Source organism: Cupriavidus sp. GW821-FHT02F09, assembly GCF_059421605.1.
Map to the genome: position 1 here is coordinate 34849 of NZ_JBWKVH010000052.1, position 12800 is coordinate 47648.

The 12800-nt window shown below is 63.0% G+C and carries 11 protein-coding genes; all 11 read left to right on the forward strand.

All coding sequences use genetic code 11. The features are described from left to right. The 11 genes from nuoF (at nt 1) to AC07XB_RS34160 (ending at nt 12583) form a co-directional block, all read left to right on the forward strand. A complete protein-coding gene (nuoF, locus tag AC07XB_RS34110; protein WP_043344740.1) occupies nt 1-1296 on the forward strand; it encodes an NADH-quinone oxidoreductase subunit NuoF in 1296 nt (431 codons plus the stop codon). 12 nt (nt 1297-1308) lie between these two features. Beyond that, nucleotides 1309-3687, forward strand: coding sequence for an NADH-quinone oxidoreductase subunit NuoG (gene nuoG, locus AC07XB_RS34115; protein WP_492829632.1), 2379 nt, complete (start codon nt 1309-1311; stop codon nt 3685-3687). A gap of 18 nt (nt 3688-3705) precedes the next feature. Then, entirely contained in the window at nt 3706-4770 is a 1065-nt protein-coding gene (nuoH, locus tag AC07XB_RS34120) for an NADH-quinone oxidoreductase subunit NuoH (protein WP_043344744.1), read from the forward strand. A 65-nt stretch (nt 4771-4835) separates the two neighbouring features. Then, entirely contained in the window at nt 4836-5327 is a 492-nt protein-coding gene (gene nuoI, locus AC07XB_RS34125; protein ID WP_267606001.1) for an NADH-quinone oxidoreductase subunit NuoI, read from the forward strand. A 143-nt stretch (nt 5328-5470) separates the two neighbouring features. Further along, the gene (locus tag AC07XB_RS34130) at nt 5471-6121 is read left to right on the forward strand and encodes an NADH-quinone oxidoreductase subunit J (protein WP_492375502.1); all 651 of its coding nucleotides are present in this window, start codon (nt 5471-5473) and stop codon (nt 6119-6121) included. 16 nt (nt 6122-6137) lie between these two features. Further along, a complete protein-coding gene (gene nuoK, locus AC07XB_RS34135) occupies nt 6138-6443 on the forward strand; it encodes an NADH-quinone oxidoreductase subunit NuoK (RefSeq protein ID WP_006156828.1) in 306 nt (101 codons plus the stop codon). 59 nt (nt 6444-6502) lie between these two features. Beyond that, complete coding sequence (gene nuoL / locus AC07XB_RS34140; protein WP_492375501.1) at nt 6503-8602, forward strand: NADH-quinone oxidoreductase subunit L; 2100 nt, start codon at nt 6503-6505, stop codon at nt 8600-8602. 13 nt (nt 8603-8615) lie between these two features. Next, nucleotides 8616-10082, forward strand: a complete 1467-nt coding sequence (locus tag AC07XB_RS34145; protein ID WP_492375500.1) for an NADH-quinone oxidoreductase subunit M — start codon at nt 8616-8618, stop codon at nt 10080-10082. A gap of 18 nt (nt 10083-10100) precedes the next feature. Continuing rightward, entirely contained in the window at nt 10101-11576 is a 1476-nt protein-coding gene (gene nuoN, locus AC07XB_RS34150; protein ID WP_492375499.1) for an NADH-quinone oxidoreductase subunit NuoN, read from the forward strand. A gap of 22 nt (nt 11577-11598) precedes the next feature. Continuing rightward, complete coding sequence (locus AC07XB_RS34155; RefSeq protein WP_492814564.1) at nt 11599-11907, forward strand: DUF2818 family protein; 309 nt, start codon at nt 11599-11601, stop codon at nt 11905-11907. Between the two features lie 52 nt (nt 11908-11959). Further along, nucleotides 11960-12583 carry an NUDIX domain-containing protein gene (locus AC07XB_RS34160; RefSeq protein ID WP_150983757.1) on the forward strand — a complete coding sequence of 208 codons (624 nt, stop codon included), beginning with the start codon at nt 11960-11962 and terminating at the stop codon, nt 12581-12583. Nucleotides 12584-12800: the final 217 nt, after the last annotated feature.

Consider the following 12800-nt stretch of genomic DNA (forward strand, 5'->3'; position numbering starts at 1 on the left):
ATGACCTCTCTGCACGACCGCCATATCAAGCCGCTGATCCTGGCTGGCCTCGATGGCAGCAACTGGCACCTCGACGACTACGTCAAGCGCGGTGGCTACCAGCAGCTCAAGCGCATCCTGACCGAGAAGATCACGCCCGAGCAGGTGATCGCGGACGTCAAGGCCTCCGGCCTGCGCGGCCGTGGCGGCGCGGGCTTTCCCACCGGCCTGAAGTGGAGCTTCATGCCGCGTCAGTTCCCCGGCCAGAAATACCTGGTCTGCAACACCGACGAGGGCGAGCCCGGTACCTTCAAGGACCGCGACATCATCCGCTACAACCCGCATGCGCTGATCGAAGGCATGGCCATCGGTGCGTACGCGATGGGCATCACCGTGGGCTACAACTACATCCACGGCGAGATCTGGAACGAGTACAAGATTTTCGAGCAAGCCCTCGAAGAGGCACGTGCCGCCGGTTTCCTGGGTGACAACATCCTGGGCTCGGGCTTCGACTTCCAGCTGCACGCCCACCACGGCTACGGCGCTTACATCTGTGGCGAGGAAACCGCGCTGCTCGAATCGCTGGAAGGCAAGAAAGGCCAGCCGCGCTTCAAGCCGCCGTTCCCGGCCAGCTTCGGCCTGTACGGCAAGCCGACCACCATCAACAACACGGAAACGTTTGCCGCGGTGCCGTTCCTGTTGTCGATCGGGCCGGAAAACTACCTGAAGATGGGCAAGCCGAACAACGGCGGCTCCAAGATCTTCTCGATCTCCGGCGACGTCGAGCGCCCCGGCAACTACGAGATCCCGCTGGGCACGCCGTTCGCGACCCTGCTGGAACTCGCCGGCGGCATGCGCGGCGGCAAGCGGATCAAGGCAGTGATCCCGGGCGGCTCGTCCGCCCCGGTGGTGCCGGGCGACATGATGATGGCGTCCGACATGGACTATGACTCGATCGCCAAGGCCGGCTCGATGCTGGGCTCGGGCGCGGTGATCGTGATGGACGAGACGCGCTGCATGGTTCGCTCGCTGCTGCGTCTGTCGTATTTCTACTTTGAAGAATCGTGCGGCCAGTGCACGCCGTGCCGCGAAGGCACCGGCTGGCTCTATCGCATGGTGAATCGTATCGAACACGGAGAAGGGCGCCAGGAAGATCTGGACCTGCTCAATAACGTCGCTGAAAACATCATGGGCCGCACTATCTGCGCGCTTGGTGATGCGGCAGCGATGCCGGTCCGCGGCATGCTCAAGCACTACTGGAAAGAGTTCGAATATCACGTCGAACACAAGCAGTGCATGGTTCCGGCCTACTCTTAAGCGTGGCAGAACATGGTTGAACTCGAGATCGACGGCAAGAAGGTTGAGGTTGCTGAAGGCAGCCTGGTGATGGAAGCCGCCCGCCAGCTGGGCACCTACATCCCGCACTTCTGCTACCACCGTAAATTGTCCATCGCGGCGAACTGCCGCATGTGCCTGGTTGAGGTTGAGAAAGCGCCCAAGGCGCTGCCCGCCTGCGCCACGCCGGTCACCCCTGGCATGAAGGTCTTCACCAATTCGGAGAAGGCAGTCAAGGCCCAGAAGTCGGTGATGGAATTCCTGCTGATCAACCACCCGCTGGATTGCCCGATCTGCGATCAGGGCGGCGAGTGCCAGCTGCAGGATCTGGCCGTGGGCTACGGCGCATCGGAGTCGCGCTATAAGGAAGAAAAGCGCGTCGTATTCCACAAGAACGTGGGCCCGCTGATCTCCATGGAAGAGATGAGCCGCTGCATCCACTGCACCCGCTGCGTGCGCTTTGGCCAGGAAGTGGCCGGCGTGATGGAGCTGGGCATGCTGGGCCGTGGCGAGCACTCCGAGATCACGACCTTCGTTGGCCAGACCGTGGATTCGGAACTGTCCGGCAACATGATCGACCTCTGCCCGGTCGGCGCGCTGACCAGCAAGCCGTTCCGCTACTCGGCACGTACCTGGGAACTGGCACGCCGCAAATCGGTGTCGCCGCATGATGGCCTGGGCGCGAACCTGGTGGTGCAGACCAAGAACCAGCGCGTCATGCGCGTGCTGCCGCTGGACAACGAAGCCGTCAACGAATGCTGGCTGTCCGACAAGGACCGCTTCTCGTACGAAGGCCTCAACAGCCCCGACCGTCTCACCAAGCCGCTCGTCAAGCAGGGCGGCGAGTGGATGGAAACCGACTGGCAGACCGCGCTGGAATACGTGGCCAATGGCCTCGCGAGCATCAAGCGTGATCATGGCGCAGACCAGATCGCCGCGCTGGCCAGCCCGCACAGCACGCTGGAAGAACTCCACCTGCTGGGCAAGCTGGTGCGTGGCCTGGGCAGCGACAACGTCGACTTCCGCCAGCGCCAGACCGATTTCTCGGCCGCCATCAAGGGCGCGCCGTGGCTCGGCCTGCCGATCGCCGACGTCTCCACGCTGCAACGCGTGCTGGTGATCGGTTCCGCCCTGCGCAAGGATCATCCGCTGCTGGCCGCGCGTCTGCGCCAGGCTGGCAAGAAGGGAGCCCGCGTGGCCGTCCTCGGCGCCAGCGCCGAGGACCTGCTGATGCCGCTGGCCGCACGCATTGACGTGGCGCCATCCGGCTGGACCGCAGCCCTGGCCGGCGTGGCCCGTGCCGTTGCCGCCGCCAAGGGCGTGGCCGCTCCGGCGGGCACCGATGGCTTCGATGGCGACGACGAGGCCAAGCTGGTGGCCGATGCGCTGCTGTCGGGCGAGCGCCGCGCCGTGTTCCTCGGCAACGAGGCCGTGCGTCATCCGCAATTCGCCGCGCTGCATGCGCTGGCACAGTGGATCGCCACGGAAACCGGCGCCACGCTGGGCTTCCTGACCGAAGCCGCGAACACCGTCGGTGGCCATATCGCCGGCGCGCTGCCGCAAAATGGCGGCGCCAATGCGCAGGCCATGTTTGACACGCCGCGCCGTGCTTACGTGCTGTTGAACACGGAACCCGAGTTCGATGCCGCCAACCCGACCCAGGCGCTGGCTGCGCTGGCCCAGGCCGGCACCGTGGTGGTGCTGTCCGCGTTCCGCTCGGACGCCGCGCTGCAATATGCTGACGTGATCCTGCCGGTGACGCCGTTCACCGAAACCGCAGGCACGTTCGTGAACTGCGAAGGCCTGCCGCAAAGCTTCAACGGCGTCGTCCGCGCGCTGGGCGATTCGCGTCCGGGCTGGAAGGTGCTGCGCGTGCTGGGCAACCTGCTGGACGTGCCTGGCTTCGACTTCGAGACCGCCGAAAGCGTGCGCGACGAAGTGCTGGCCAAGCCGGTCGCACCGCAACTGAACAACGGCACCGACGCGGCCATCCGCGTCACCGCCCAGGCGGCCGGTGGAATCGAACGCATCGCCGATGTGCCGATCTACCACGCCGACCCGATCGTGCGCCGTGCCGATTCGCTGCAACTGTCCGCAGCCGCGCGCCGCGCCATGCAAGCCGGACTGTCGGCAGACCTGTTCGCCTCGCTGGGCGTGCAGGCTGGCGACCCGGTGCGCGTGACGCAAGGGCAGGGCAGCGTGGTGCTGCCAGCCGCCCTCGAAGCCGCGTTGCCTGCCGGCACCGTGCGCGTGTCCGCCGGCACCGTTGCCGCGACCACGCTAGGCGCACCGTTCGGCACCGTCACCGTAGAGAAAGCCATCGACCTGGCCGCCACCGCGAAGGGCGCGGCCGAGCCGGCGGCCACGGCATAAGAAGAGCGAGAAAGAAACATGATCGATTGGATTACCTCGCAAGGACAGAATCTCTTCGGCGGCGCATGGACGCCGCTGTGGATCCTGATTCGCGCCGTGGTCATTGTGGTGCCGCTGCTGTTGTGCGTGGCCTACCTGATCCTGTGGGAGCGCAAGCTGATTGGCTGGATGCACGTGCGTATCGGCCCGAACCGGGTCGGGCCGCTGGGCCTGCTGCAGCCGATCGCCGACGTGCTCAAGCTGCTGCTCAAGGAAGTGATGATGCCCACGCAGGTCAGCCGGGGCATGTACCTGGTTGCCCCGCTGATGGTGCTGATGCCCGCCGTGGCGATCTGGGCGGTGATTCCGTTCCAGGCCGAAGTGGTGATGGCCAACGTCAACGCCGGCCTGCTCTACGTGATGGCGATCAGCTCGGTTGGCGTCTACGGCGTGATCCTGGCCGGTTGGGCCTCCAACTCCAAGTACGCCTTCATCGGCGCCATGCGCGCCGCGGCGCAGATGGTCTCGTATGAAATCGCCATGGGCTTTGCCCTGGTGACCGTGCTGATGGTGTCTGGCAGCCTGAACCTGTCGGCCATCGTCAACTCGCAGAACACCGGCTATTTCGCCAACATGGGGATCAACGTACTGTCGTGGAACTGGCTGCCGCTGCTGCCCATGTTCGGCGTGTACTTCATCTCCGGCGTGGCCGAAACCAACCGCCACCCGTTCGACGTGGTGGAAGGCGAGTCGGAAATCGTTGCCGGCCACATGATCGAGTACTCGGGCATGGGCTTCGCGCTGTTCTTCCTGGCTGAGTACATCAACATGATCGTCATCTCGACGATGACCGCGTTGATGTTCCTGGGAGGCTGGGCGCCGCCGTTCGAGAGCTTCATCACCAATGCGGTCCCGGGCTTCTTCTGGCTGGTGATCAAGGTATTTTTGCTGCTGTCGGTGTTTATCTGGATTCGTGCTTCGTTCCCGCGCTACCGCTATGACCAGATCATGCGCCTGGGCTGGAAGATCTTCATCCCGCTGACGGTGGGCTGGCTGGTCATCGTGGCGATCTGGATCCGGTCGCCCTGGAATATCTGGCATTGAACGGCCAAAGCAGGGGCGCAGCCACAACAGGCGGCACCCTGCGGAATCATTAGGAAGCAATCGTCATGCTGCTCGCCATCAAGGACTTCTTCAACAGCCTGCTCCTGAAGGAACTCTTCAAGGGCATGGCTCTGACCGGGCGTTATCTCTTCGCCCGCAAGATCACGGTCCAGTTCCCCGAAGAGAAAACGCCGATGTCGCCGCGTTTTCGCGGCCTGCACGCGCTGCGCCGCTACCCCAACGGGGAAGAGCGCTGCATCGCCTGCAAGCTGTGCGAAGCGGTTTGCCCGGCTGTGGCCATCACCATCGAGTCCGATGCCCGCGCCGACGGCACCCGCCGCACCACGCGCTATGACATCGACCTGACCAAGTGCATTTTCTGCGGCTTCTGCGAAGAAGCCTGCCCGGTCGACGCCATCGTCGAGACGCATATCCTCGAGTACCACGGCGAGAAGCGCGGCGACCTGTACTTCACCAAGGACATGCTGCTGGCAGTGGGCGACCGCTACGAGCCGCAGATCGCCGCGGCCAAGGCTGCGGACGCCAAGTACCGCTGATAAGCGCATTACAGGGCGTGCCCGCCGAACCTGGCGGGCGTTGCCAATGCATTGTGAATCGGGCCCCGTGTGGGGCTAACGAAAAGGATGCCGCAAGGGCAGGCCACCAGGGGTGGCTTGTGCCGGAAGGCTCGACGAGGACCATGGAACTCACGACCACCATCTTCTATGTCTTTGCGCTGGTGCTGGTGCTCTCCGCACTGAAAGTCATCACCGCGAAGAACCCGGTGCACTCCGCACTGTTCCTCGTGCTGTCGTTTTTTACGGCAGCCGCGATCTGGATGCTGCTGAAGGCCGAATTCCTCGCCATCCTGCTGGTGCTGGTGTACGTGGGCGCCGTGATGGTGCTGTTCCTGTTCGTGGTGATGATGATCGATATCGACATCGAGCACCTGCGACGGGACTTCTGGACCTACGTGCCGCTGGCCTCGGTGATCGGTGCGCTGATCATCGGCGAGATGGCCACCGTGCTGGTGCGTAACTTCATCGGCACCACGGTGCCGCTGAACAACGTGACGCAGGGCCCGGACTACTCCAACACGGCAGCGCTCGGCAAGCTGATCTACACCGACTACATCTACGCCTTTGAAGTGGCGGGCATCATCCTGCTGGTGGCGATCATCGCCGCTGTCGCGCTGACGCTGCGCCGCCGCAAGGACAACAAGTCGCAAGACGTGGGCGAGCAGTTGCGTACCCGCCGCCAGGACCGCGTGCGCCTGGTCTCGATGCCCAGCGAAGCCCGTGCCGGCACCCAAGCCAGCCCGGATGCCGCGGCTGCCGCTAACAAGAACTAAAGCCCGGAGAAACGCTGTGCTCTCTCTCGCCCATTTCCTCGTGCTCGGTGCGATCCTGTTCGCCATCAGCATCGTTGGTATTTTCCTGAACCGCAAGAACGTGATCGTGCTGCTGATGGCGATCGAGTTGATGCTGCTTGCGGTCAATATGAACTTCGTCGCCTTCTCGCACTATCTGGGCGACCTGGCAGGACAGGTTTTCGTTTTCTTTATCCTCACGGTGGCTGCGGCCGAATCGGCAATCGGCCTTGCAATCCTGGTCGTGCTGTTCCGCAACCTGGACACGATCAACGTGGACGACATGGACACCCTCAAGGGTTGATCCGCGCCGCTACGTTATGAATCAAGACCGTTCTCCGACCGCACACCACTAAGCGTCCTATGGCAACCACGCTCGACCCCAACCTGCTACTGGCGATTCCGCTCGCACCGCTCGCCGGTGCAGCCATCGCCGGCCTGTTCGGCACCAAGTTCTTCAGCACGTTCTCCTCGGAGACACGCGCCGGCCGCACGCTGGCCCACACCGTGACGATTCTCGGTGTGGCGATTTCCTGCCTGCTGTCGATCATCGTGCTGATGGACGTCATGAACGGCGCGAGCTTCAACGCCACCGTGTACGAGTGGATGAAGATCGGCGACCTGAAGATGGAAGTGGGCTTCCTGGTCGACTCGCTGACCGCGATGATGATGGTGGTGGTGACCTTCGTCTCGCTGATGGTGCACATCTACACCGTCGGCTACATGAGCGAAGATCCCGGCTACAACCGCTTTTTCGCCTACATCTCGCTGTTCACCTTCTCGATGCTGATGCTGGTGATGAGCAACAACTTCCTGCAGCTGTTCTTCGGCTGGGAAGCTGTGGGCCTGGTGTCGTACCTGCTGATCGGCTTCTGGTACACCCGCCCGACGGCCATCTTCGCCAACCTGAAGGCGTTCCTGGTCAACCGCGTGGGTGACTTCGGCTTCATTCTCGGCATCGGCCTGCTGCTGGCCTACAGCGGCAGCATGAACTACACCGAAGTCTTCGCCGCGCGCGACCAGCTCGCCACGGTGATCTTCCCAGGCACCGACTGGCTGATGATCACGGTCGCCTGCATCTGCCTGTTCATCGGCGCCATGGGCAAGTCGGCGCAGTTCCCGCTGCACGTGTGGCTGCCTGACTCGATGGAAGGCCCGACCCCGATCTCCGCGCTGATTCACGCCGCCACCATGGTGACGGCCGGCATCTTCATGGTCGCGCGCATGTCGCCGCTGTTCGAGCTGTCGGACACCGCGCTGTCGTTCGTGCTGGTGATCGGCGCCATTACCGCGCTGTTCATGGGCTTCCTGGGCATCATCCAGAACGACATCAAGCGCGTGGTGGCTTACTCCACGCTGTCGCAGCTGGGCTACATGACCGTCGCCCTGGGCGCCTCGGCATACTCGGTGGCCGTGTTCCACCTGATGACCCACGCATTCTTCAAGGCACTGCTGTTCCTTGCCGCGGGCTCAGTCATCATCGGCATGCACCACGATCAGGACATCCGCAACATGGGCGGCCTGCGCAAGTACATGCCGATTACGTGGATCACCTCGCTGGTGGGCTCGCTGGCCCTGATCGGCACGCCGTTCTTTGCTGGTTTCTACTCCAAGGACTCGATTATCGAGGCCGTGGCCGAGTCGCATATCCCGGGCTCGGGCTTTGCTTACTTCGCGGTGCTGGCCGGCGTGTTCGTCACGGCGTTCTACTCGTTCCGCATGTACTTCCTGGTGTTCCACGGCGAAGAGCGTTTCGGCAAGGAAGACCACCACGCGCATCACGCGGGCAACCATGACGATGAGGAGGCAACGGCCGACCATCATCACGGCCTGGCCCCGGGCGAGAAGCCGCACGAGTCGCCGTGGGTCGTCACGCTGCCGCTGGTGCTGCTGGCCATCCCGTCGGTGGTGATCGGCGCGATCGCGATCGGCCCGATGCTGTTCGGCGACTTCTTCAAGAATGGCGTGGCCTTCAAGAACGTGATCTACGTAGGCGAGAACCACCACGCGATGGCGGAGCTGACCGAAGCCTTCCACGGCTGGGTGGCGATGGGCCTGCATTCGCTGACCACGCCGGTGCTGTGGCTGGCCATCTCGGGCGTGGTGCTGTCCTGGTTCTTCTACATGAAGCGCCCGGACATCCCGGCTGCCATCAAGCAACGTTTTTCGGGCCTGTACACGCTGCTCGACAACAAGTACTACATGGACGCGATCAACCAGGCCGTGTTTGCCCGCGGGGCCCGTCTGCTTGGCACCGGCCTGTGGAAGGGCGGTGACCAGGGGCTGATCGATGGCCTGGTGGTCAACGGTGCCGCGCGTGTGGTCGGCTGGTTCGCTTCGGTGAGCCGCTACCTGCAGTCCGGCTATATCTACCATTACGCATTCGCCATGATCCTGGGCATGCTGGTACTGCTGACGATGACGGTGTTCGGCACCTCGTTCGCCACAGTGGGCACCAAGTAAGGAAAACAAGAAAATGGTTCTGTCTTTCGCTATCTGGCTGCCGATCTTTTTTGGCCTGCTGATACTAGCCTCGGGTTCCGACCGCAGTCGCTGCTACGTGCGCTGGATGTCGCTGTTCGGCTCCATCGTCAGCTTCATCGTCACGCTGCCGCTGGTGTTTCACTTCGACCGCTCCACGGCGGCCATGCAGTTCGTCGAGAAGTCGAACTGGATCGAGCGCTTCAACATCAACTACCACCTGGGTGTCGACGGCATCTCGATGTGGTTCGTGGTGCTGACCGCCTTCATCACTGTGATCGTGGTGATCTCCGCCTGGGAAGTGATCACCGAGCGCGTGGCCGAGTACATGGCCTCGTTCCTGATTTTGTCGGGCCTGATGGTCGGCGTGTTTTGCGCGCTCAACGGCATGCTGTTCTACGTGTTCTTCGAAGCCACGCTGATCCCGATGTACATCATCATCGGTGTCTGGGGCGGCCCGAACCGTGTGTACGCGGCTTTCAAGTTCTTCCTGTACACGCTGCTCGGCTCGCTGCTGACGCTGGTTGCGCTGCTGTACCTGTACAGCAAGACCGGTACTTTCGAGATCCTCGAATGGCACCAGGCCAAGCTGTCGATGAACGAGCAGATCGCGCTGTTTGTCGCCTTCTTCCTGGCCTTCGCGGTCAAGGTGCCGATGTGGCCCGTCCATACCTGGCTGCCTGACGCCCACGTCGAGGCGCCGACCGGCGGCTCGGTGGTGCTGGCTGCCATCATGCTGAAGCTGGGCGCCTACGGTTTCCTGCGTTTCTCGTTGCCGATCGCGCCAGACGCCAGCCATAGCATGGCCGCTTTCATCATCACCATCTCGCTGATCGCGGTGATCTACATTGGCCTGGTCGCGCTGGTGCAGGCCGACATGAAGAAGCTGGTGGCGTACTCGTCGATCGCCCACATGGGCTTCGTCACGCTGGGCTTCTTCATCTTCAACGAGATCGGCATCGAGGGCGGCATCATCCAGATGATCTCCCACGGCTTTATCTCGGGCGCCATGTTCCTTTGCATCGGCGTGCTGTATGACCGGGTGCACTCGCGCCAGATCGCCGATTACGGCGGTGTGGTGAACACCATGCCGAAGTTCGCGGCGCTGTCGGTGTTCTTCGCCATGGCTAACTGCGGCCTGCCGGCTACCTCGGGTTTCGTCGGTGAATTCATGGTCATCCTGGGCGCGGTCAAGTTCAACTTCTGGATCGGCCTGCTGGCAGCCACGGCACTGATCCTGGGCGCCGCCTATTCGCTGTGGATGGTCAAGCGCGTGATCTTTGGCGACGTGGTGCACAAGCACGTAGCCGAGCTGGTCGACCTGAACAAGCGCGAGTTCCTGATGCTCGGCCTGCTGGCGATCATGACCCTGTATATGGGCCTGTATCCGAAACCCTTCACCGATGTGATGCACGCTTCCGTGGTGAACCTGCTGTCGCACGTGGCGCAGTCGAAGCTGTAATCGGGGAGAGAAACAAACATGCAACCGTCCTCGACATTGGCACCTGTGGCGCCAATCATTTTCCTGGCGATCGCGATCGCCGCGGTCAACTGGATCGACCTTGCCCGTGGCAAGAACCGCACCAGCGTGGCCTATCCGCTGTCGCTGCTGACCACGCTGGTGCTGACCGTGTGGTTCGGCATCAACGGCGTCGCCGGCGAGACCCACTACGCATTCGCCAACCTGGTGGTCGTGGACCCGATGGCTAACCTGCTGTCGGCTTTCGCTTCCGCGGCGCTGTTCGTCACGCTGGTCTACACCCGTAGCTACCTGGCCGACCGCGACATGTTCAGCGGCGAGTTCTACATGCTCGCGCTGTTTACGCTCGGCGGCCAGATCGTGATGATCACCGGTAACAACTTCCTGACCCTGTACCTGGGCCTGGAGCTGCTGTCGCTGGCATCCTATGCGCTGGTGGCCTTGCGCCGCGACAACCGCGTGACCTCCGAATCCGCCATCAAGTACTTCGTGCTGGGCGCACTGGCTTCGGGCTTCCTGCTGTATGGCATGTCCATGCTGTACGGCGCCACCGGCTCGCTGAACCTCGCGGAAGTGTTCCGCGTGGTGGAATCGGGCCGCGTCAACACCACCATGCTGGCCTTCGGCGTGGTCTTCATCGTGGCCGGCATTGCGTTCAAGATGGGCGCCGCACCGTTCCACATGTGGATCCCGGACATCTACCAGGGCTCGCCGACCGCGGTGACGCTGCTGATCGCTGGCGCGCCCAAGCTGGCTGCGTTCGCCATGGCGCTGCGCCTGCTGGTGGAAGGCCTGCTGCCGCTGGCGGTGGACTGGCAAGTCATGCTGATGGTGCTGGCCGTGGCGTCTCTCGCCATCGGCAACCTGACCGCCATCGTGCAGACCAACCTGAAGCGGATGCTGGCTTACTCCACCATCTCGCACATGGGCTTCCTGCTGCTGGGCCTGCTGTCCGGCGTGGCCGACGGCAAGGCCGACGGCGCCGCCAGCGCCTACGGTTCGTCGATGTTCTATGCCGTGACCTACGTGCTGACCACGCTGGGCACCTTCGGCATCGTGCTGCTGCGCGCCGGCAAGGATTTCGAAGCCGAGACCCTGGACGACCTCAAGGGCCTGTCGCGCAAGAACCCCTGGTACGCGCTGCTGATGCTGGTGATGATGTTCTCGCTGGCCGGCATCCCGCCGACCATGGGCTTCTACGCCAAGCTGGCGGTGCTCGAAGCCGTGGTCAAGAGCGGCATGACCTGGCTGGCCGTGGTGGCCGTGCTGTTCTCGCTGATCGGCGCGTTCTACTACCTGCGCATCGTCAAGCTGATGTACTTCGATGCGCCGGCTGACGAGCGCAAGCTGGAATCCAGCTTCGGGCTGCGTTCGATGCTGACGCTGAACGGCGCGGTCATCATTGCCCTGGGCCTGTTCCCCGCGGCGCTGATGAACCTGTGCTACCAGGCGATCCGCGCCACGCTGGCGTCCTGATGCACCACGGCGGCGTAGCGATATGAGTTCATCTGCGGCGGGCTGGTTTGTCATCTTGCTGGCATTGGTCTGTGCCAACCTGCCGTTCATCAACCAGCGGCTGTTCGCGCTGATTCCGCTGCGCTTCGCCAGGAAGCCGCTGTGGATGAGGCTGGCTGAGTTGATCACCTGGTATGTGGTGGCAGGCCTGGCGGGCTTCGCCGTGGAGGCGGGGCTGGGCAACGCCTTCCCGCAGGGCTGGCAGTTCTACGCCATTACCGCCTGCATGATGCTGGTGTTCGCCTTCCCGGGCTTCACCTGGCAGTACCTCGTCAAACATCGCGCGGCTTGACAGCCGGGTAGCGAAGGCGCCCGGGCCGGCCGCGTCCGGACCCGGAGCTTTCATGAGCGACAAGATTGACACGCTGGACGCTAGCGAGATCGCCGCTGGCGGCGATCAAGGCCTGAAGGAAGTGTGCGTGGCGTCCGCCACGCTGCACACAGGCAAATTCCTCACTCTCAAGCAAGATATCGTCAAGCTGCCCGACGGCAAGCATGCCGGGCGGGAATACGTGCTGCATCCGGGCGCGGTGATGATGATCCCGCTGTTCGACGATGGCACCGTGCTGCTGGAGCGGCAGTACCGCTATCCGGTTGGCGAAGTGATGCTGGAGTTTCCTGCCGGCAAGCTGGATCCCCAGGAAGGCGCGCAGCGCTGCGGCGAGCGCGAGCTGCGGGAGGAAACCGGCTACAGCGCGCGGCGTTGGGATTACCTCACGCGCATCCATCCCGTCATTTCTTATTCCACCGAGTTTATCGATATCTTCCTGGCGCGGGATCTGACCGCCGGGCCGGCGCAGCTCGATGAAGGCGAATTCCTCGAGACGTTCATCGTGCCGGCGGGGCAGGTGATCGATTGGGTGCGCTCGGGGCGGATTACCGATGTGAAGACGATTATTGGGGCGTTTTGGCTGGAGAAGGTGGTGTCGGGGGTTTGGGGGGCGGGGGAGCAGGTGTTACCGGGATAAAGGGGGGTGTGGGGAAGGGCAGAACCGTTGGCGCTTGTTCGCGCTTCGGATTTGATTTTTCGGTGTTGGTTTTTGGACCCAAAAGCCGTACGACATCGGTCTTTGGGGTTGGTCGCTGCTTGTTTGAGCGGCGATGGCGTTTGCACCCAAAAGCCATACGACATCCCCCTGCGGGGGCTGCCGGTCACTCTTCTTTGCGTCGGCAAAGAAGACTAAC

Coding starts and splice junctions, on each gene's coding strand:
- nuoF (WP_043344740.1), top strand. CDS start 1: ATGACCTCTCTGCACGACCGCCATATCAAGCCGCTGATCCTGGCTGGC.
- nuoG (WP_492829632.1), top strand. CDS start 1,309: ATGGTTGAACTCGAGATCGACGGCAAGAAGGTTGAGGTTGCTGAAGGC.
- nuoH (WP_043344744.1), top strand. CDS start 3,706: ATGATCGATTGGATTACCTCGCAAGGACAGAATCTCTTCGGCGGCGCA.
- nuoI (WP_267606001.1), top strand. CDS start 4,836: ATGCTGCTCGCCATCAAGGACTTCTTCAACAGCCTGCTCCTGAAGGAA.
- AC07XB_RS34130 (WP_492375502.1), top strand. CDS start 5,471: ATGGAACTCACGACCACCATCTTCTATGTCTTTGCGCTGGTGCTGGTG.
- nuoL (WP_492375501.1), top strand. CDS start 6,503: ATGGCAACCACGCTCGACCCCAACCTGCTACTGGCGATTCCGCTCGCA.
- AC07XB_RS34145 (WP_492375500.1), top strand. CDS start 8,616: ATGGTTCTGTCTTTCGCTATCTGGCTGCCGATCTTTTTTGGCCTGCTG.
- nuoN (WP_492375499.1), top strand. CDS start 10,101: ATGCAACCGTCCTCGACATTGGCACCTGTGGCGCCAATCATTTTCCTG.
- AC07XB_RS34155 (WP_492814564.1), top strand. CDS start 11,599: ATGAGTTCATCTGCGGCGGGCTGGTTTGTCATCTTGCTGGCATTGGTC.
- AC07XB_RS34160 (WP_150983757.1), top strand. CDS start 11,960: ATGAGCGACAAGATTGACACGCTGGACGCTAGCGAGATCGCCGCTGGC.